Annotated in this window: 15 protein-coding genes and 1 other RNA gene; 5 read left to right on the top strand and 11 right to left on the bottom strand. The window is 42.7% G+C overall.

Going from position 1 to position 20,707, the window contains the following annotated elements; genetic code table 11:
* Positions 1-20: 20 nt before the first annotated feature.
* The 3 genes from AACU25_RS17010 to AACU25_RS17000 all read right to left on the bottom strand — a co-directional run bounded on the left by AACU25_RS17010 (position 21) and on the right by AACU25_RS17000 (position 6,970).
* Positions 21-2,528, bottom strand: coding sequence for a two-partner secretion domain-containing protein (locus tag AACU25_RS17010; RefSeq protein WP_096577540.1), 2,508 nt, complete (start codon positions 2,526-2,528; stop codon positions 21-23).
* Positions 2,529-2,621: 93 nt separating this feature from the next.
* The gene (locus tag AACU25_RS17005; protein ID WP_096577538.1) at positions 2,622-5,081 is read right to left on the bottom strand and encodes a two-partner secretion domain-containing protein; all 2,460 of its coding nucleotides are present in this window, start codon (positions 5,079-5,081) and stop codon (positions 2,622-2,624) included.
* A 122-nt stretch (positions 5,082-5,203) separates the two neighbouring features.
* Positions 5,204-6,970 carry a ShlB/FhaC/HecB family hemolysin secretion/activation protein gene (locus AACU25_RS17000; RefSeq protein WP_096577536.1) on the bottom strand — a complete coding sequence of 589 codons (1,767 nt, stop codon included), beginning with the start codon at positions 6,968-6,970 and terminating at the stop codon, positions 5,204-5,206.
* 794 nt (positions 6,971-7,764) lie between these two features.
* Between AACU25_RS17000 and ssrA the strand changes: the two genes are divergently transcribed.
* Positions 7,765-8,153, top strand: a transfer-messenger RNA (tmRNA) gene (gene ssrA / locus AACU25_RS16995).
* Between the two features lie 566 nt (positions 8,154-8,719).
* Here the strand turns inward: ssrA and cbiE are convergent.
* The 4 genes from cbiE to AACU25_RS16975 all read right to left on the bottom strand — a co-directional run bounded on the left by cbiE (position 8,720) and on the right by AACU25_RS16975 (position 13,381).
* Positions 8,720-9,946, bottom strand: a complete 1,227-nt coding sequence (gene cbiE / locus AACU25_RS16990; RefSeq protein ID WP_096577534.1) for a precorrin-6y C5,15-methyltransferase (decarboxylating) subunit CbiE — start codon at positions 9,944-9,946, stop codon at positions 8,720-8,722.
* A 21-nt stretch (positions 9,947-9,967) separates the two neighbouring features.
* Positions 9,968-10,747 (bottom strand): class I SAM-dependent methyltransferase, encoded by a 780-nt coding sequence (locus AACU25_RS16985; RefSeq protein WP_096577532.1) that lies wholly within the window; start codon positions 10,745-10,747, stop codon positions 9,968-9,970.
* A gap of 587 nt (positions 10,748-11,334) precedes the next feature.
* On the bottom strand, positions 11,335-12,330 hold the full coding sequence (gene ilvC / locus AACU25_RS16980; protein ID WP_096577530.1) for a ketol-acid reductoisomerase: 996 nt from the start codon (positions 12,328-12,330) through the stop codon (positions 11,335-11,337).
* A 184-nt stretch (positions 12,331-12,514) separates the two neighbouring features.
* Positions 12,515-13,381, bottom strand: a complete 867-nt coding sequence (locus AACU25_RS16975; RefSeq protein ID WP_096577528.1) for an aldo/keto reductase — start codon at positions 13,379-13,381, stop codon at positions 12,515-12,517.
* Between the two features lie 626 nt (positions 13,382-14,007).
* On the opposite strand from AACU25_RS16975, the gene AACU25_RS16970 reads away from it, so the two are divergent.
* The 3 genes from AACU25_RS16970 (at position 14,008) to AACU25_RS16960 (ending at position 17,118) form a co-directional block, all read left to right on the top strand.
* Positions 14,008-14,289: a CTB family bacteriocin gene (locus AACU25_RS16970; RefSeq protein ID WP_096577524.1), complete on the top strand. Its 282-nt coding sequence runs from the start codon at positions 14,008-14,010 to the stop codon at positions 14,287-14,289.
* A 94-nt stretch (positions 14,290-14,383) separates the two neighbouring features.
* Positions 14,384-15,481 carry a cyclic nucleotide-binding domain-containing protein gene (locus AACU25_RS16965; RefSeq protein ID WP_096577522.1) on the top strand — a complete coding sequence of 366 codons (1,098 nt, stop codon included), beginning with the start codon at positions 14,384-14,386 and terminating at the stop codon, positions 15,479-15,481.
* Between the two features lie 185 nt (positions 15,482-15,666).
* A complete protein-coding gene (locus AACU25_RS16960) occupies positions 15,667-17,118 on the top strand; it encodes an NHLP bacteriocin system secretion protein (RefSeq protein ID WP_096577520.1) in 1,452 nt (483 codons plus the stop codon).
* Positions 17,119-17,221: 103 nt separating this feature from the next.
* Here AACU25_RS16960 and AACU25_RS16955 read toward each other — a convergent pair whose 3' ends face one another.
* A complete protein-coding gene (locus AACU25_RS16955; RefSeq protein ID WP_096577518.1) occupies positions 17,222-17,608 on the bottom strand; it encodes a type II toxin-antitoxin system VapC family toxin in 387 nt (128 codons plus the stop codon).
* Between the two features lie 2 nt (positions 17,609-17,610).
* Positions 17,611-17,859: a type II toxin-antitoxin system Phd/YefM family antitoxin gene (locus AACU25_RS16950; protein WP_096577516.1), complete on the bottom strand. Its 249-nt coding sequence runs from the start codon at positions 17,857-17,859 to the stop codon at positions 17,611-17,613.
* A 338-nt stretch (positions 17,860-18,197) separates the two neighbouring features.
* On the opposite strand from AACU25_RS16950, the gene AACU25_RS16945 reads away from it, so the two are divergent.
* Positions 18,198-18,434: a hypothetical protein gene (locus AACU25_RS16945; RefSeq protein ID WP_190445794.1), complete on the top strand. Its 237-nt coding sequence runs from the start codon at positions 18,198-18,200 to the stop codon at positions 18,432-18,434.
* 52 nt (positions 18,435-18,486) lie between these two features.
* Here the strand turns inward: AACU25_RS16945 and AACU25_RS36965 are convergent, their stop codons facing one another.
* Both AACU25_RS36965 and AACU25_RS16930 read right to left on the bottom strand, forming a co-directional pair.
* Positions 18,487-20,136: a caspase, EACC1-associated type gene (locus AACU25_RS36965; RefSeq protein ID WP_422641107.1), complete on the bottom strand. Its 1,650-nt coding sequence runs from the start codon at positions 20,134-20,136 to the stop codon at positions 18,487-18,489.
* Between the two features lie 8 nt (positions 20,137-20,144).
* Positions 20,145-20,537, bottom strand: a complete 393-nt coding sequence (locus AACU25_RS16930; RefSeq protein ID WP_096577514.1) for a hypothetical protein — start codon at positions 20,535-20,537, stop codon at positions 20,145-20,147.
* Positions 20,538-20,707: the final 170 nt, after the last annotated feature.

Raw genomic sequence — 20,707 nt, 5'->3', positions numbered from 1 at the left:
GAACTAGTATGTTGGGAAAATTAAATGTTAGGAAGTGCAGCACAGGTTAATGATGATTGCATTTGAGTAGGAGATTGATGAGCAACTAGCTCGATTTTGCCTTGAGCATTACGATGCCAAGATGTAGCTGCGATTAAAACTGTTGGTGATTTGGGTGTGTGAGTAATTCCCTCACCGATGTTCCTATATGCAGAGATATCACGAATATCAGACCAAGTGCGATCGCTCCTCACTTCCTGAGAGGGATTTTGTGGTATTCCACCCCTTCCCGTGGCGACAAAACTACTACCAGTATTTGCAGAACACCCTGTAGCAATTTGCTGGGATGGGTCGGTAACATTTGCGGGCAGTTCAACTAAGCCTGAATTGGGGTCAACACCAAAATTGTTAATATCAACCGTACCGTTAATGCCAAATTGAGAACTGGCTGTAATGTCATTTTCTGTGGTCAGTTGAGGACGATATTGCAGTCCAAAAATGGCTTGAGTTGTAATGTTGATATTACCACCATTACCTTTGATTGCATTAGCAACGATATCGCTATTTTCTAAGCCGAGAATCACAGCAGAATTAATGGTCATATTGCCACCATTGCCAATACCACCTGCATTCGTCACAATTGAACTACCATGACGCATAATCAAGTCATTTGACTGAATAAAAATATTACCGCCTGCACCTTGAAAAGTTTCTGCTGTCAAGCTACCACCATTATTAAGCCGGATTGAACCTGCATTGATTTCTAGTTTTCCGGCATTGCCAACACCTTGATGATCAACGCCGACAATTGCACCATCGGTAATCTGCAAGTTTTGGGTATTGATAGTCAGAGTGCCTGTATTACCTGTAATGACATCTGGTAAGCCAAATAGTTGCCGAATGGGTGGTGCAAGCAATTCTGCCCTAGCACCTATGCGGCTTGGAAGACCGGAAATACTTCCTACGCCACTAACTTCAATAGTGTCTGAAACATTGATAGTTAAATCTCCGGCATTGCCGCTATTTACAGTTGAGTTAACTATACCCCCTCCATCTCGCAACTTAAGTTTGGGAGTATTAATAGTTAAATGACCAGCGTTTGCTTGGCTGAATGTACCAACAACTATGACGCTTTCAGCTAAATTTTTGGGATTTTCGCCGCTAATTTCAATGGAATCGCTGGCACTAATCGTAGTATTTCCGCCTAAACCATTTCCCCAAGGAGAATTGCCAATTACAGCACCATTTAAAACCTGTAATCTTTTGGTAACAACTCCAATATCACCACTTTTCCCAGAACCTCTAGTAATTGTGTTCAAAGAACTAGCAAATCCGCTAACCGGCGATACTCCCTCAAGCTGAAGCAAATCTTTAATATCTACAAATATATTACTTCCTGAGCCTGCACCAAAATTAATTCCATGAAGAGAACCACCATCCTGCAGCAATAGTTTTGCAGCAGAAACCACGATATTACCGCCGCCACCATCACCAAAGTTATCAGCACGCAACAGAGTTTGAGGAAATCCAATAGTACCGCTTCCCTGCAGTATTAACGATTCACTAGCATTAACGCTAATATCGCCAGCATTACCACTTCCTTGATTAATTAATAAGGCAGCAGAAGCGTCATTTAAAGTAATATTTCGACCTTGAAAGTGAATCGAACCTGCAGGATTACCACTAGCATCAGCTAGGGATTGATGCGAAAGCTGAATATTACCAAATTGCTGCAGATTACTATAATCAAAACTCCAATTAGCAGTTGACGTGTTGAGATTCACTGTACCATTAATAGCGCTACTGAGTTCAATATGTCCAGAAGGTGCATTTAATACGCCACCATCTAAAGTGATATTTCCCCCTACTAATGCCAAATTATTATTAGTCTTAACACTTAACCCTACAGGATTATTACTAGTATTTGGAGAAGAAATTAAAGGATGAATTAGAAATGTCAAAAGATGTCCCGTGTTCTGAACAGAAATTGTACCGGGATTACTGCCCATCTGTAAACCTACAGGTACACTCATAGTCAGTAAAGGAGTTGTATTTGGTTTAACAGCGCTAAATTCTGTGCCATCAGCAAATTTAATACTATTGGCTGTTGTACCAACAAATGAACCACCAATATTCAATGCCGCATCTTTACCAAATACAATTCCCGCCGGATTGATTAAAAATAAACTGACGGGGTTATGATTATTGAGGGTGCTAATTAATCCATTAATATCAGAAGCATTTCCACCAGTCACTCGACTAAATATATTAGTAATATTTGGTGTATTTGTTAAATCAAAAGTTGCTGAACCGCCTGCAGGAACTGAAAAGTTACTAAAACTATGAAATAAATTATTACCCTTTTCTATACCATTAAGAATAGTAAAATTATTTCCAATTGGCTTAACAAAAGTATTAGTAGTATCATCAGATATCACCTGAGCATTAGCAAAGTTGTTTCCTAGAAAAATCATTCCTAATGGCAGCAATATGGCACTGCTTGTCAATAGGCGATTAACCAAAACTAAGCTCGTAATCATTGCTTGCATCCTTCAATCTTCGCTAGTATGCATTTAATATTCCCCAAACGGTATTGTTCTGAACATTAATGATTGAAAAATACTATGTTATCTATAGAAAAATTAAATGTGAGGAAGTGCAGCACAGGTTAATGATGGTTGCACCTGAGTAGGAGATTGATGAGCAACTAGCTCGATTTTGCCTTGAGCGTTACGATGCCAAGATGTAGCTGCGATTAAAACCGTTGGTGATTTGGGTGTGTGAGTAATTCTCTCACCAATTTTTCGATATGCAGAGATATCACGAATATCAGACCAAGTGCGATCGCTCATCACTTCCTGCATAGGATTTTGTGGTAAACCACCCCTTCCTGTGGCTACAAAACTACTAGCAGTATTTGCAGCACAGCCTGTAGCAATTTGCTGCGACGGGTCAGTAATATTTACTGGTAGTTCGATTAAACCAGAATTGGGATCAACACCAACAGTATTGACTTGAACTATACCACTCAAGCCAAATTGCGAACTGGCAGTAATATCATTTTCCTGAGTCAGTTGGTCACGGTACTTCAATCCAAAGATGCTTTGAGTGGTGATTTCAATATTACCCCCCCGTCCTTGGACAGCATTAGCAACAATGTCACTATTTTCTAAACCCACAACTATAGGAGCATTGATTGTGATATTGCCACCATTACCACTACCACCTGCTTCTGCACTCATCAAACTGCCATGACGCATGAGTAATAAATCTCGTAGTTGGAGGTCGATATTACCTCCTTCTCCAGCTTTTGTGGATGCTGAAATTTTTGCTTGATTGTCGAGTTTGAGAATATTGGCATTAATGTGCAGAGTCCCAGCTGTCCCAGAGCCCAGGTTTTCGACAAAAACTTTAGCACCATTACTAATCTTAAAAATTGGGGCATTAATAGTCGTGTTACCTGCATTAGCACGGGAAATTGTACTAAACACACCAACAGGAAGCACGGCTGTACCGATATAGCTGGGATTTTCTGCATCTTTGACACCACTCACATCAACTGATTCAGAGGCATTAATAGTCAACGAACCAGCATTTCCTAAAATGATGCTAGAAGCCGATACTCTACCGCCACCTTCAACGGACAGCTTACGGGTATCGATTGTCAAATTCCCTGCATCACCAGGCCCAAATGTAGCAGCAGAAATTAAAGTAAAATAAACACCTGTTGGCGCTCCCGCACCTATGACTTGAATTGTATCTGCCTTCACATTGACATCACCACCCTTACCAACACCATAGGGTCTGGCGGCAATATTGGCTCCAGCTGCAACAGAGAGATTTCGAGTGGAAATGGCAATATTTCCGCCCTTGCCATTACCAAAGGAAACGGCTGAGACCTGGCTCACTGCGCGAAAAGCGGAAGGATCGCCAAATGCAAAACCATTGACCCGCATATCATCAGCATTGACTACAATGTTGCCAGCCGACCCAGCGCTAAAGCTACGGGTTAAAATATACCCACCGCGATCAATATTCAATCGTGGTGTCGTGACTATAACATTCCCCCCAGCACCAGAGGATATAGTTTCATTCACTAAACTGCTAGAACTCTTAAAATCTGCAGACTTGCCAATGATGTTTAAAGAATCTGTAGCGTTGATGGTAATATCACCAGCAGCTTGATTACTGCGATTTTGTACTAATATCAGAGAACCATCTTGGATGCTTACCTGTTTTCCCTGGATTTGGATGGCTCCTCCACCTCCTCTGGTGACATCATGTGTAGAAGCTAAAGCTCGTTGGGAAAGCTCAATATTGCCAAAACTCGCACCATTGGGATAAGTCAGCGTAAATCCTTGAGGAGTAGAATTGAGAACAAGGCTGGCGTTATTGATACTACCCAATGCGATGTTTCCCCCTGGTGCAGAGAGTAGTCCTCCATTTACAGCAATATTCCCACCCACTAATGCTAGGGTTTTTCCAGATTGGAGTTGTAATCCACTGGTACCGAGGTTGAGTCCAGATACCCGAAGCGATTCACTTAACTGGGCATTGTTTCCTAGTCCTTGAACAGTAATCGAACCCGGATTACTGCCCAGTTGTAAGCCAACGGGAACGCTAATAGTTAATATGGGAGATGAAGAAGTATCTGTTGCACTAAATTTCGAGCCATCTGCAAATACGATACTATTGGCAGTTGTCCCTATAAACGAACCTCCAATCTGCAATTGAGCATTAGGCCCAAATAGAATACCAGCAGGATTGAGCAAAAACAAATTGGCGCTACCGTTGGCGCGGATTATGCCATTAATATCCGACAAGCTACCACCTGTGACACGGGCAAAGATATTCTGCACATCGCTTGCATTGTCAAATAGGGCAGAATTACCTGTAGGTATAGAAAATTGGCTAAAGCTATGAAATAGGTTATTTCCCCTCTGGGTACCGTTGATGATAATAAAGTTATTGTTACTTTCAGAAACTTTGGTATTGAGTGTGTTGTCAGGTATCACTTGAGCGTTAGTAGCACTGCTCCAAAGAAGCGTAGCACCTACAACTATTCCACTGTTCAATATGTTCTTTAGCCAGCCCAATTGCATAGAGGTTGTTTTCCTTTTGTAGTTCACCCTTGATAGCCCACAGTTCAAATTGACTTAATAAATTAAGTCCACATACCCAGAAATGAGCGAGCGCTATATTCAAAGGTTTTATCTCGCTTTGATCAAAATGGCGAATATTGTACTGAGAAGTACAAACCATTTTCTTGGAGACTACGCTTTTCCCCTTCTACAGATGTCAAGGGAATACCCCAATCTATACGGGCTGAGAAGTTATTGTTTTGCTTCCATAGCAACCCTATACCAGTACCTACCAAAGTACTTGGAGATGGATCGTTACCCTTAACATTCCAACCTTTACCTACATCAATGAAGGGTGTCAGCTGTAGTACTCCCCCCATTTTTGGGGCACGCAGAATCGGTAACCGAAATTCTGCGGAGAATAACATTCCATTATCTGTAAGTAATGTATCTTGGCGATAGCCCCGTACACTTAATTGTCCACCCAAACCAAATTGCTCTAAAGGTACAAGAGAATCTGCTGCTAGTTGTAAATCTCCCCTCGCTAAAAATAGGGTGTCTGGTGCTAACTGTCGTACCCATTGCGCCTGTCCTCGCCAAGCGAAAAAGCGGCTATCTGGTTCATCTGCATTAACATTCGCACCAAACCAATCTACACCCAAACTAAATTGCGATCGCGCCGCAAAAACTTGGCTGGTAGTACGTTGAGTATATTCTTGAAAAAAGCGGAAGGCTGAAATATTGGTTCTTCCTTGAGCATCTGCGCCGGGTGAAAGTTTAAACGGCCCAATATTATCAATACCTAACTCAGTTTGGCTTTCTTGACGCGAGAACGACAGCCCCACCGCTAATTCCTGAGAAGGTTTTTGTATTAATGGTTGTCGATAACCAAATTCGTAAGATGTGGTATTTGATTGAATATCAAGAACGCTGAATGGTTCTTCAATTACTCTGTTCCAACCCTTGTTCAAGCCGAAAGAGAGTGTACCATTGTGAGCGTTAATCGGGAGGGTGTAATTCAGATTGACTGTATTACTACCATCGGTATTCGCGTATCCGATACTGAGAGTGTCGCCTAAACCGAGTAAATTGGCTTCTTGGAGATCCACACCCCGGCGAAAACTACCGACACTAGGCGATCGCCCATTATCTAAAGATGCTGTGAGGCTGAAGGTGTCGGCTTCTTGGACTTCGACTTGTAAGATATTGCTTCCTGGAGTTACCCCCATCTGTAACTCAGCTGAGAGGTTTTGAATGCGTGGATCGAGGCGGAGTAGTTGCAACTTTTCGATTAAGCGCGGCACATTCAAGGGAGTTCCTGCACCCAGTTGAATGCGATCGCGAATGTATTGACTACGCAATCGCCGATTACCACTAATCTTGATTTCTTGGACGTTACCTTCGATCACCTGAATTTTGATGACCCCAGCTTCTACTGTTTGCGGCGTAATCAATGCGCCTGTGGTGACATAACCGTTATCGCTGTACAGCTTGGTAATTGCTTCTTTAATTTGTAACAACTCCACAAAACTGAGTTCTTTGCCCACAAAAGGAGCTGTAATCGCGGCAAACTGTTCTGGTTTGAAAACTGTACTTCCAACAACTTCAATGCGCTCTACTCGAAACTTAGCATTGGGATCGTCTTGCGAGGGAGTTGACTGATCTGGTAATTGTGGCGGAGGTAGTATGGGATTGGTTTCTGGTGGCTGCGGTAGCATATCCGCAGGTAATGGTGTCACCGGAACTTCTTCTACTCTCCCAGGTGGTAAGGCTTGAGGATTAGCTGTTTGGGCATAGGTATTTTGATAGTTACCCAAAACTGCTACTAAAACAAAGCTGAAACTTAGAGGCTTTAATAAAAAATTGGATCTGAATATTTGTTGGCTGAAAAAAACACATTTATTCTGCATAAGATTTTATAATAATTTTTACTTTTGTTTGTTTACCTCCTGAAACAACGCTTGAATCGTCATGTATAAGTTAGCGATCAAAGCTTAACAAGTCCATTTCCCAACACTAAAATCAGTAATATCTAAAGACGCTGCAGATTGTTTCTGTATTTAACTGACCAGAACACCAAATTCACGAATGGGGACTGGGGAATAGGGAAGTAAATAAGGAGAGGAGGACAAACAATTCAAAATTATGGCGAATAGCCATTACCTCTTGAATATTGACAAAATATTTTCATGCACCCTGATTAAATCTGAGCGCGTACCCAAGCTTTAATGACTAATTAATGTACCTATTTATATATGTCTGGTCATATCATACTGATGCCCAAGCACATTAGTAAGCCGAAATTATACTGTAATTTCGTATCTGAATAGCAAAAAACTACGTATTTTCCGAATGCTGAACTTCCCACTTCAACAGACAAAAGTCGCTTTAATAAAGTGTTGCAAATTGAAGTCGTTAAAAACGACGCAAAATATAATGTAATAAATTATACAAAAAGATATAATTGCAGCGCCCTCATCAACTACATATTTATTTCTTAGATACTTCCAGAAAATAAATTATTCAATGTACTCCGAGAATATATTCTTTGTCCCCCCTGCTTGTTGAGACGCGATTAATCGCATCTCTGCCCCGCCAGTCCCTGAGCAAGTGACCTGTTGCCTGTGAAGCTGCTGCTCAGAAAATTATTTGTCAAAACACACATTTCCCAAAGCGCGTATTATAATTGAAGTATGAAGAACATGGGTCCGTCACGGTTTCGACAGGTTGGCGAACGCTGCTCTGTGATTCAGGTCGAGAGTGAGTCTCCTCTCGGAAATCCAAGGCTCAAAACAAAAGTAAATGCGAACAATATCGTAAAATTTGCTCGTAAGGAAGCCCTAGTTGCTGCCTAATAGCCTCTTATAGGTTCGAGCGTCTTTAGTCCGACTCCGTTAAGGGCTAGAGACCAACCCCAACGGATGCTCTAGCAAGTATTCTCTGGTTGACTTGCTAGCTAAGACTTAATCAGAGCATCCTACGTTCGGGATAATGAACGATTCCCGCCTTGAGGGTCAGATAGGCTAAACCTGTGAATGAGCGGAGGGTCAATACCCAATTTGGACAGCAGTTCGACTCTGCTCGGATCCACTAAAAATATTGAACAAGTCCACCTGATAATTTAATATCTAGGTGGATTTTTTTAGCCTCAAGACATGGTTAGTCACGAAAGTAATACCAATTCAAAAAATGTTTGCGAGGTTCGACTGCTCCGTATAGCCAAAATGCTTTAAACTGCCAATATCTCACGCATTCGACGCAGTCGTGCCCGCAGGGTAGGCGCAAAGGAACAAAGAAATACAGATATTAGCGTGTGGTCTAAATACATGAAAACTGCTGTAATACCATTTTGAAAAAAGAACGCGACAGATAAGTAGGGGCACGGCACCAGTAAGATATTTGATATGCCAAAAGATTGAGAATGCCGTGCCCTTACAAAAGATTTATCTGTTGCAAACATTATTTGAGTTGGTATAAGTTTTTGCCGATATGCCTTCACAGGCGAAGGGCGATCGCACTCCAAGAGGCAATCAACAATGCGCTTAAAGATATTAAGCAAGATTTGCTGATTCAATCTGCCTCTGAGTTAATCGCATTTAAAAATGAATAAACAATAAATAATTAACCGCAGATCAACGCCGATAAAATTGGCAAATAAATTATTGATTTATCGCAGAAGATTTTATTGCTATCCATTGAGTAACAGGTGCCATTCCTCGCCAGCCTAAAAATTTACCGATTGGTTCGGCACGTTGTATGGCAATGCGGGTGAAGTTTCCACCCACTTTTTCATACCATTTAAATAAAGTTTGTTCGCCTTCAATAGTGACGACATTTGCCACTAATCTGCCACCTGGTTTGAGTACTGACCAACAAATATCAAATAAATTATCTGCTGTTACACCACCACCGATAAAAATAGCATCAGGTTGCGGTAAATCTTGCAGAGAATTTGGTGCTTTTCCGGCGACAATTTGCAGGTTTGGGACACCTAAAGCGGCTGCATTATCGGCAATGTATTGCAGTCTAGTTGAGTTTTGTTCAATAGCGATCGCACCACATCGAGGATGAGTCCGCATCCATTCTATAGAAATTGAACCACAACCAGCGCCTACATCCCACAGCAGTTCTCCGGGTATTGGTGCTAGGGTAGCTAGGGTAATCGCCCTAACTTCATGTTTGGTTAATTGGCCATCGTGATGATAAGCGTTATCTGGTAATCCTGGGATTCTGGGCAAACATAGAACCCCAAAATCAGCCACACAATCAACTGCGATCGCATTTAAAGCGGCGATATCTGTTTGATTCCAAGATGCTGCGGTACTTTCTACAATTCGTTCTTGTGTACCACCCATCCTTTCTAAAACCGTAATTTTACTGTCACCATAGCCGCGTTGTGTCAAAATTTTGGACACAATCCCAGGTGTATCTTTACCTGCACTCAAAATTAGTAGTCGTGCCCCAGGATAAATATAAGACTGAATCAGGGCAGGTGGACGACCGCACAAGCTGACGGTTTCTACTTCTGTTAATGACCATCCTAATCTGGCACAGGCGAGGCTGAAAGCTGAAGGTGCGGGAATAATTGTGATTTCGGAGAGAGGAATTTGTTTTGTTAAAGTCACACCAATTCCGTAACACATGGGATCGCCGCTAGCGAGGACACATACAGCTTGGCCGCGACGTTGGGTAATTTCGGCTACTGAATTGCTAATGGGGGAAGCCCAGGTAATTTTATGGCGTTCATCGTTGCTAGGAAGCATTGCTAAATGGCGATCGCCTCCTACTATGATTTCAGCTTGATCCACTAGGGAACGGGCGATCGCACTTAATCCTTGTAATCCATCTTCACCAATACCAACAATCGCCAGCCATTTACCTACCATTTTCGCTCATAAATAGATAATTTAGACTTTAATAGCCACAATCCGAATTCTGCGGTAGTCTGCTGTCCAATTTTCTTGTTGATATAGTGTCGGACGCAAAGTATCTTCTACTTGGTGAATTACTTGTGCTTGTTGTTCAGCAGACATTCCCACAAAGAAAGTGCCGGCAAACATTTTAATCCAGTTGGCTAGACCTGCTTCTTGGTCGGCTAACACAGTTGGGCGAGGATATAAGTGAGCATAAATTACCTCAAACCCTTGCTTTTCTAAGAGAGTAGCATACTCAGCAATACTGGGATAATACCAAGGATTCCTGGTTTGTGGTTCGGGAATTGCCATCGCTGTGATGGCGCTATTCAAAGCTGAGACAATCGCCTGTACATTCCCCTTCCCGCCAAATTCTGCCACAAACCGTCCCCCTGGTTTGAGTGCTTCATATATGGAGGCGATCGCTAAATCTGCTTGTTTCACCCAATGTAAAACAGCGTTAGAAAACACCGCATCTAAAGGCTGTTCAACTTGAAAGTTGGTCGCATCAGCAATATCAAAGTGCAGATGAGGATAGTTGTTTCTAGCCTTCTCAATCATCTCAGGGGCATGATCAATTCCCCATACTTCAGCCCCGGCTTGAGCAATTTTTGCTGTTAATTGTCCTGTACCACAGCCGAGATCCAAAATTGCTTCCCCAGATTGAGGATTGAGTAATTTTAACAAGTCTTCGCCATACTGCCAGACAAAGGCGTGTTTATCTTGATACAGGGCAGTATTCCAATCATGATTGGGTACGGAAATATTAGTCATACAGCAGATTGTCAGTGGTAATGCACGTGATGCTGTGGACAGAAGAGGCAGGGGGAAAAGGAGCAGGGAGCAGGGGGAGCAAGCCGTTTCTCCCAACGCGAGTGCGGAGCGGCACATGGGTCATTGGTGTCAGCTTAACGTGAAACCCTCTTGGTTGCAAGGTTTCGCCCTCACCCCCAGCCCCTCTCCCACCAGGAGAGGGGAGCAATAGATTTAAGCTGATATGCACATAAATCAAATATTCTGGCGTTAGGACTGTCAAGGGTCAAGAGGAGCCAGTCACGTGCGGAGGTTCCCTCCGTTGAGTGAACTGGCGTTCCAAAGTCCCAGCTAGCCTTTGACTCTGGACTCTGGACTTTTGACAACCTGAGTGCGAAATATACAATTTAAATGCGTAACAGCTTAATTCCCCTTCTCCCTGAGGGAGAAGGGGTTAGGGGATGAGGGCGCGAGGTATTTTTACAACGCCTGCCCTATATAGCTTTAAGCTTAAGTTGACACCAATGCACATGGGTACAAGCCCCGTCCCAGTCTTCCCTCTTGCCTCCTGCCCTCTTGTTGACCTATTCGGTTGATAATTGAGGGAATTAGACTTTTTTCAGCCAGCTAAACATGGCGCGTAAATCTTTGCCCACTTCTTCAATGCGGTGTTCGGCTTCTTGACGACGCATAGCGGTAAAGCCAGGTTTGCCAGATTGATTTTCTAACACAAATTCCCGGGCAAATTGACCGGATTGAATTTCGCTGAGAATCTTCCGCATTTCAGCTTTGGTTTGTTCATTCACAACCCGAGGGCCACGGGTGTAATCGCCATATTCCGCAGTATTGGAAATACTGTCGCGCATTTTGGCTAAACCACCTTCTACAACTAAGTCAACAATTAATTTGACTTCGTGCAGACATTCAAAATAAGCCAATTCTGGCTGATAACCGGCTTCTACTAAAGTTTCAAATCCAGCTTTGATTAAAGCACTCAAGCCACCGCACAATACTGCTTGTTCGCCGAACAAATCAGTTTCGGTTTCTTCACGGAAAGTTGTTTCCAGAACACCAGCACGAGTACCACCAATACCTCTAGCGTATGCCATAGCGCGATCGCGTGCCCGACCGCTAGCATCTTGATAAACAGCAAACAGCGCTGGTACGCCTTGCCCTTGTTCGTAAGTCCGACGGACTAAATGTCCTGGCCCTTTAGGTGCAACCATAACCACATCTACATTTGCAGGTGGTACAACTTGCCCAAAGTGAATATTAAAGCCGTGAGCAAAAGCTAAAACATTACCTTCTTGTAAATTGGGTTCAATTTCGTTTTTGTAAACTGACTTTTGCACTTCATCAGGCAACAAAATCATGATAAAGTCAGCAGCATTCGCAGCATCCGCGACATTTTTGACTGTTAATCCAGCCGCTTCCGCCTTGGCAGCTGATTTACTGCCCGGATATAGCCCTACAATTACATCTAAACCGCTATCTTTAAGATTAAGGGCGTGAGCATGACCTTGGGAACCGTAACCAATGATTGCAATGGTTTTTCCCGCCAAAAGGTCTAAATTGGCATCTTCGTCATAGTACATCCGGGCCATAGCGCATCTCCTGTCAGCAAGCATCATTTATTGGCAGGCTTTTGATTTTACCCCAAATTAGGTACATATTGGGAATGGGTGTTTGGTGTTGGGTGTTTGGTGTTTGGTGTTTGGTGTTTGTCCCTATCACCAATTACCAATTACCAATTACCAATGCCCCATGCCCCATGCCCTATGCCCATTACTACGTTTCTTGGTCAATTTTTTGAACTTCTTCTTTTGATAGTTTGACATTGATTGCGCTTACCGAGTCTTCTATGCTGGCAACTTTGCTAGCGCCGGGGATGGGTAGGATTGCGGGGGATTTGGCACGCAGCCAGGCTAGGACAATGCAATAAACTGATACACCTTTGGCTTGAGCTAATTTAGCGATCGCAGGAATATCTTGCAAGTTTTGATGGCGACGACTACCACCAAAGGGACTCCAAGGTAAAAAGGTTAATCCTTCTTGTTCGCAATATTCCAATACACCATCGCGTTCTGGTTGTCGTTCCCAAGGATTATATTGATTTTGCACGGAGACAACATCAACTAAATCCCGCGCTTGCTTAATTTGTTCCACAGAAAAATTAGAAACTCCCACAAACCGAATTAAACCAGCTGCTACCGCTTCCTTAACTGGTGCGAGGGATTCTGCAATTGTGTACTTGGGATCGGGGGCGTGATATTGCCAAACATCTATCGGTTTACTACCACCTAAAGCCTGAAAACTTTCACGAATAGTTTCGCGTAAATGTTTGGGGTTCCCGTTGCGTATCCAGTTCCCATTAGGACGCATCAATCCGCCCTTGGTGGCGACAACCACTTGGCTAACATCGCCGTTATAACTGCTGAGTGCTTTGTTAATCAGTCTTTCGTTGTGGTGCTTATCTGCTTCATCTAAGCAGTAAGAGTCAGCCGTATCAATGAATGTTATACCCAAATCCAAAGCGCGATGGATAACTGCGATTGATTCAGATTCAGCAGGGCGATTCGATATCGACATTGGCATACCACCCAAGCCGATCGCACTCACGGAGATACCCGTTTTTCCTAGCTGTTTAGTTTCCATGCTTCTCACTTTTGTTTGCAGTGCTGTTAAGTAGGGGGGCGATGAGGGTAAAGGGGAAGGGGTAAAGGAGTAAAGGGGAAGGGGTAAAGGGGTAAAGGGAAGAACCTTTAGCCCTATGCTTTCCGCTTTTCCTATACAAAACTTTATATATTTCACCTTAATCGCGCCTACTTAAACTATTTAGTAGCGATTCACAGCAGTTTTGACAATTCATCTTTAGTCTTGTTAAGCGCGAGTGATATTACATAAGCTCTATCACAAGACTGATGTAAACTTCTAAGTAGTGAGCAATAAGTGCCGAGTGTTGAGTTGCAACAGACGCGATTAATCGCATCTGTACAAGAGTGCTAAGTTCTGAGTCAAAAATAAAAATTAAGTTCATCCCATTCTTTAAGGAGTGGGCATTGGGCATGGGGCATTGGGCATTGGGTAATAGGTAATGGGTAATTGGTAATAATAATTTCCCCTTTTCCCCTTCCCCTTTTCCCCAGTCCCCAGTCCCCAATCCCCAATCCCCAGTCCCCAGTCCCCAGTCCCCAGTCCCCAGTCCCCAGTCCCTCAACTTCTGCATAAGTTCTCACCCTTCAGAGATATGTAATTACAGCAGCGATGCAGAGGAAAAAACAATGTCTAATGAACAAGATATAAATAACGCTCCTATTGAATTAACAGACGAAGAACTCGACCAAGTGTCGGGTGGGATTGATATTTTTATATCAGGTGCGACTTTTGAGCAAAGAAATGTCTTCTCTGCTCGTCGCGGTTCCCGTCGGCGTGGGGGTAATTCCATTTATCAATCTTCTTCTATCTCTTCTTCTGCATTTCAATTGATTGGTTTGGGCTTTGGCTCCGTTGGTGATGCCATGAGCTTTCTCCAAGGGTTTTCCAAACTCTTTGGTAGAAGATAACGCTATGAGGGAGACAAATTTGTCTCCCCTTTATTAATTAATCACATTTAAAAGTCTAATTGTCCTGGAATCCCTGGAGTGTGGAGAAGATTCAATGACAGAGGTGTTACTTAAAGAACTTAGTAATGAAGATATAGATTGGATGTTGGCGGCTGGTAAGCAAGTGGAATTAGAGCCGGGAACGGTTCTGATTCAGCAAGATCAACCTCTAGAAGCGCTGCATATTCTGCTAGATGGTGCGTTGCTCGTTACTCTAGCACAAGCTGATAAAAATCCTTTGGGTCGTGCTTTTGCAGCATTGGAAGGCGGAACTTTATCAGGGCGAGAAATTGCGCGGTTATCTAATGGGGAGATGGTAGGGGAAATTCCCTTTGTGGAAACCTACTTACCAGCGACTACCGTTAGCGCTACTAGCAAATCTTTAGTGTTGACGATTCCCAGAACTCGCCTCCTTTCTAAACTAGAGCAAGACTTGAGTTTTGCCGCCCATCTCTACCGTGCTAGTGCAGTGCTTTTGGCAAATCGCCTAGAGCAAATGATCAATCAACTGGGAAATAGCACAGTAGTTTTAAGCCAACCGCAACTCAGAGAAGCGTTGATTGTGTTTGCAGAGTTACACGATCGCGATTTGGATTGGTTAATTACAGCCGGAAAAGTCGAACAATTTCCCGCAAATTACGTATTAATTCGTAGCGGTAGACCTATAGAAGCGTTATATATTTTACTAGATGGTTCTGTGACTTTAAATGCCGCAGAAACAGAGTATAACCCCTTATCACAAGCTTTTTCTAATTTAGAAGATAGTGAAAATCAAGTATTTGAAAAGGAATTTGGGCGCTTATGGCGCGGTGATATTCTCGGTGAGACTCCGTTTATCGAAGTGCAACCATCAGCAGTAACAGTCAAGACATTAGAGGATTCACGGGTATTAACCATTCCTCGCTGGCGGTTATCTGCCAAACTGCTGCATGATGTCGGCTTCGCATCTCGATTTTACCGAGTTTTGGCGATTTTACTAGCCGACAAACAACAAGCGATCGCACAACGCCTCGGATATGGGCGAGTAACCTACAGCAGCGGTCAATCCCTAGAAGAATCTTACAGCAATGAACTATCTACTAATTCTCTGGGACAGGTAGCCCTAGCCGGCGCACGGTTTGAATGGATGCTCAAACGCATTGGAATTGAGTAATTTAGTAGGTCGGCGTAATTAAATATAACTGGCAAGGGTTGTTATTTGTCATTAGTCATTTGTCATTAGTCACTGGTAAAAGAATTTCTCCCTTTGTCTCACAATCCCCAAGAGTTCTGTAATTTTGAATTTTGAATTTTGAATTTTGAATTGATTTGTCCCCCCATCATCAAAGGATAAATAAAATGGTTCCCCAGCAAGAAACACAGAAAAATAATATGTTCCGCAAAGAAGCTTTAGAAAAAGTAGCTTCTCCCGAACAATTAGACCAACTAATTCAGGTTACTAACCCTAAACGCTGGTTTTCTTTGGTGGCGCTGGGTTCTTTAGTAGCGGCGGGTCTTGCTTGGAGTATACTTGGACGCATCCCCATTATTGTTACAGGTCGCGGTGTATTAGTTTATCCCAGCAAGGTTGTCACAGTTCAAGCTGCGAACTCTGGACGGATTCAATCCTTAAATGTGCAAGTGGGCGATAAAGTCAAAAAAGGTCAAGTTCTCGCCACAATCGATCAAACAGAATTACGTAAACAATTGCAGCTATCTTACGAGAAACTTGCACAACTGCGATCGCAAGACCAAACCGCAAATAATGCCCAAATAGAACGTTCTGGTTTAGAACAAAGCGCCACACTGCGCCAAAAAGAAGCTTTACAGCAAAGTTTGCAAACAGTGCAATCCTTAACTCCAGTATTGCGCGAAAAAGGCTTAGAAGTAATCAAACGCGATCGCCAAACTCTCAAACAACGCTTAGATACCTTACGGGAACTACAACCCACACTGAAAAAACGCTGGGAAGACCGTCAAACACTGTTCAAAGAAGGGGCTGTGCCTCAAGATACAGTACTACAAGCCCGTCAAGAATTTATTGGTGCCCAAGCCCAAATTAATGAAGCAGAATCGCAGTTAAATCAACTAGATGAAAAAGAAGCCAGCGCCCAACGGGACTATCTCAATAATCTCAATCAAGTTAACGAATTGCAAGCGCAAATCAAAGCCTTAGATAGCCGTCAAGCTAGCCAAAAAGAACAAGATATTAATACCAATACCAACCGCAGAAAGGAAATTCAAGAAACCCAACGCCTAATTGCTCAATTAGAATTACAGTTACAGCACAGCACTCAAATTGTTAGTGATTTTAGCGGCACAGTTTTAGAAGTTACCGCTAAACCCGGACAACTATTAGAAGCAGGTGCCGGAATTGGTACAATTGCTGCCCAAGAATCAAATGCTAAGTTAGTTAACGTTGCCTTTTTACCTGTGAGTGAAGGTAAGAAAATTAAACCAGGGATGCCTTTGCAAATCACACCTTCCACAGTCAAACGCGAAGAAGTAGGTGGTATCTTAGGAAAAGTCGCCAACGTCTCTGCATTCCCCATCACCCAACAAGGTGCAGCTAGTTTAATCGGCAATCCAGATATTGTCACTAGCATTATCTCCCAAGGGCCACAACTGGCAGTATTTACAGAAATGGAGCAAGATTCTTCCACATATAGCGGTTATCGTTGGTCATCATCCAAAGGGCCAGATCAAAAAATCACCCCTGGAACCACCAGTTCTGTGCGGATTACAGTAGAAAATCGCGCCCCCATTACCTTTGTTCTCCCAATCCTCAAAACTTGGACAGGCTTAAATTAAAATTCAACCCTTGTAGAGACGCGATTCATCGCGTCTGTGTCTACAGATTTTCATGTAGAGTTAAGAGCGATCGCATTTTGGAACAGATAGGGTAAGGTCTGAATTACCATATAGTTGGAACAGCATACTGTGTAATTTGCTGGTCAATTGTGACAATTGGCAAATTCTCTACTTGGCTTTGGGCAATCAGAATCCGATCAAATGGATCTCGGTGGATATTTGGTAAGCTGGCTACTTGCAAAACATGACTCATCTGAATGGGTAAGCTTTCAAAGCGATTCATAGCCAAACGAGTTGGGATATACTGTTCTACAGCTTCAGGTAAAGCTAGTTTACCTAGTTTATTTTTGATGACAATCTCCCAGGCACTTACCACACTCAAAAATAGGCTGTTACCTGAATCAGCAATCACGTTACGAGCAGTAACAGATAACTGAGAGTCATCTGTAACCCACCAAATAAATGCATGGGTATCCAGTAAAGCTCTCATTACTAAATAAAGTGAGAATTTTCAAAATCACTCAAAATTTCGTCTGGTAAAGGCTCATTAAAGTCGGATGCCATAAATACTTTACCCTTATCTAAGCCCGGAATGCGAGGAGAAGTAGTATTTGCGATCGCAACTAAACGTGCAACAGGAACTCCCTGTTCAGCAATCAAAACTTCTTCACCTAGCAATACCTGACTGAGAAGTTCAGCAAATTTGGTAGTTGCTTCAGCAGCATTGACAGTGATAGTCATTTGTTTTGGTAATTGTCAATTCCAAATATTTCTTACAATAACACTGCCTGAGTAGGCGATCGCTTCAACATTAACCCTTAATGTTCAAACTTTAACCCTTAATGGTCGAGGTTTTGTTCTTAATGGTCGAGGTTTTGTTCTTAATGGTCAAGGTTTTGTTCTTAATGGTCAAGGTTTTGTTCTTAATGGTCGAGGTTTTGTTCTTAATGGTCAAGGTTTTGTTCTTAATGGTCAAGGTTTTGTTCTTAATGTTGTAAGGTTGAGGACTAAAGTTTGTTAGCAATGCCAAAGGTGGGCTATGCCTGGGCATTTTCATGTAGAGTTAAGAGCGATCGCACTTGACAACAGTTTTCGCATATTTGAACCACATCTATCGTAGGGAACATCCACAGACTTTCGGTTACACAAATATCTTATCGATGCCGTGCCCCTACCAGGTAATTCATCTTGGCGACTTACCTTGGGATAAGCAAAAAGTAATTGAAGATACTGAGGTGCATGAGGTAGCAGAAATATTTATTCAGGCAAACTGCTATCAGCCCCCAGTGCCAGGTATTGGAATACGAGAAGGTTGATTATACCCTGCATAAGGGGCTTGTAAAAAATCTTTATAAATCTCTGAAAACCTTAGACGTTACAGTTTACAAGTCTTGATGCGAGACAAGAGAACCCCCTCCCGGTTCCCCCATCCCACCGACTTGTGTATATCGCGACCGGGATAGTGTCTGGTGCTGAGGTATGATAAGTAACTTCTGTGTAACTAATCCAGAAACTTTCCACTCTCCATCCTACGTGCTCGCCAAATTTCTTCCAGGCTTCTTCGTAGAACTTGCCGTCTGGCTTACCGCCTACACTCAAATAAATTTCCTTTTGAACGCTGAAGCCAAAGCGTCCATTGCTATATTTTACCCATAGGCGGTCAATTGTGCGGAGGTCGGTACAGGGAAAGTTTAATAGTTCTTCATCCCTAATCCAGTCTTTTTCCTTACGCCCTACCGCTTGCAACATTACAAGATAGGTTTCATAATCAGCCTCTTTCCATTTCCCTGCGGCTAGCAAGTCGCGTAGTTTGGTATAGTCTACGCCTTTTTCTGAACTGAGGTCATCTTGGTTTTTAGGCGGTTCAGGCTTAGTATTTTTTGCAACCTCAATATTAAAATTTCCCTGCATTTCTTGCTCCCCTCCTCGCTTGTGGGCAGGGGTTGGGGGTAGGGTAACTCTTTTCTGAATCTCCGCAATATCCTCATCTCTAAGTTGCAAAAGTTGCTGAAACCGCTTCAATTCTTTCAATGTATGCTGACTCAGCGTACCTTCTTCCCGTATCGCCTCAATTAGCGCTTCTTCATATTCCTTGAGATTGTCTTGATACTTGCGGTAAGGTTCTAAAACTTCATTTTCAATTTGGGCTGCTACCTCAACTGACAAACCCAATTCAAATTGCCTACGCTTGAGAATGCGACGACTCACAGGCGAAATTTGACCATCTCTTACACTTCGCTCTACTTCCTTACGGTACTCCAATTGCGGATCGCCTACAGGAGCTTTTGCTAACTTTATTTTAAAACCTTCTTTTACAGCGTAAATTTCTGGCTTCATTGCCGGCGCTGCTTCCTGCACTTTTTTACGGGCATATTCATGCAGTTCATCTACAGAAATCATGCCATCGTTATCGGTGTCAGCTGCACCTTTCTCAATTCCTTCTACAATGTAGCGGGTGTAAACCGATAAGTCTGCTCCTTCTTGTTCAAAAGAATACTGAGTAGCCGTGGAAGAAGTAAGTACCGCCCGTCCTTCTCCTCCCAGTTGGTTTTTAATATCTACAGTATTATCGTCTTTCGCCTTCATTCCTTCGGCAAAAGCACCGCTAAAGCAACAGTCAAGAATAATTATTTGTCGCCGAGAACGGCTATTTTCCATCATCCCATGTATGAGGCTGGCAGCAGTGGCGGTAGTTTGAATGAGTCCGCCTTTGTGGTTTTTACGGGTTTGGCTAGTTGCTAAATATAATCTGCCAGCTTCATCTTTAATCCCGTGTCCAGAGAAATACAGTAATACTAAATCATCCTTTTCACGACCAGAAAACAAAGTTTCAATAGCTTCTTCCATTACCTGGCGTGGGGGATTTTCCAACACTGTAATATCAGCATCGGCAAAATCGCCCATTTCTGAGTGCTGTAAAACTCGCTGCATTGCTTTCAGATCTTGTACAGCCCCAGGTAAAGCATTTAACCCTGGTTGGTACTCACTAATTCCAATCAGCAATGCTAGCTTTGCCATCTACCTATCTACACCTTTGTAATTTCCTGTATAGCATTTACTGCTGCTTCTAATTCTTTGCGACTGCTGGCTTTGACTTTGACTTTCTTGCTTTCACCGCTTTCTTTGGTAAATTCTAGTTCTATTTCAATGGGTTTGTTACCTAAACGGTCAGTAAGAAAACCCCAAACTTGCTTGACACTTTCCGATTTCACCAAAGCAACCAGTTGACCTACAACATAGCCTGTGATTGACTTACTTCCCACTGGCGCATTGATTTCAGCTACTCGGTTAACTTCTTCTACCTCATCAAGTTCTTTCATTTGACTCAGAAGCCTTTCGACTTCTTGGTCTTTTTCTTCTTCGTCTAAATCTGGGTCAATAAAGGTAATTGTCAGTTTAATATCTGATGTGTCTGCCATAGCGTGAATTTGGTGATTTTGAATACCAAGATTTAAGATAATGTATTTTTACTGAGAATTAAGCCCAGTTTACTGTAAATACATCAAGGTTAAGGTTGATAATTACGTAAAATGGCAGCACGTGGTGAACTGACGTGAAACCCGCTTGGTTGCAAGATTTCGCCCTCACC

Origin of the sequence: Tolypothrix tenuis PCC 7101 (assembly GCF_963874875.1) — a bacterium.
In the GTDB taxonomy this organism is placed as follows: Bacteria; Cyanobacteriota; Cyanobacteriia; order Cyanobacteriales; family Nostocaceae; genus Aulosira; species Aulosira tenue.
This window is presented reverse-complemented; position numbering and strand designations above follow the sequence as displayed.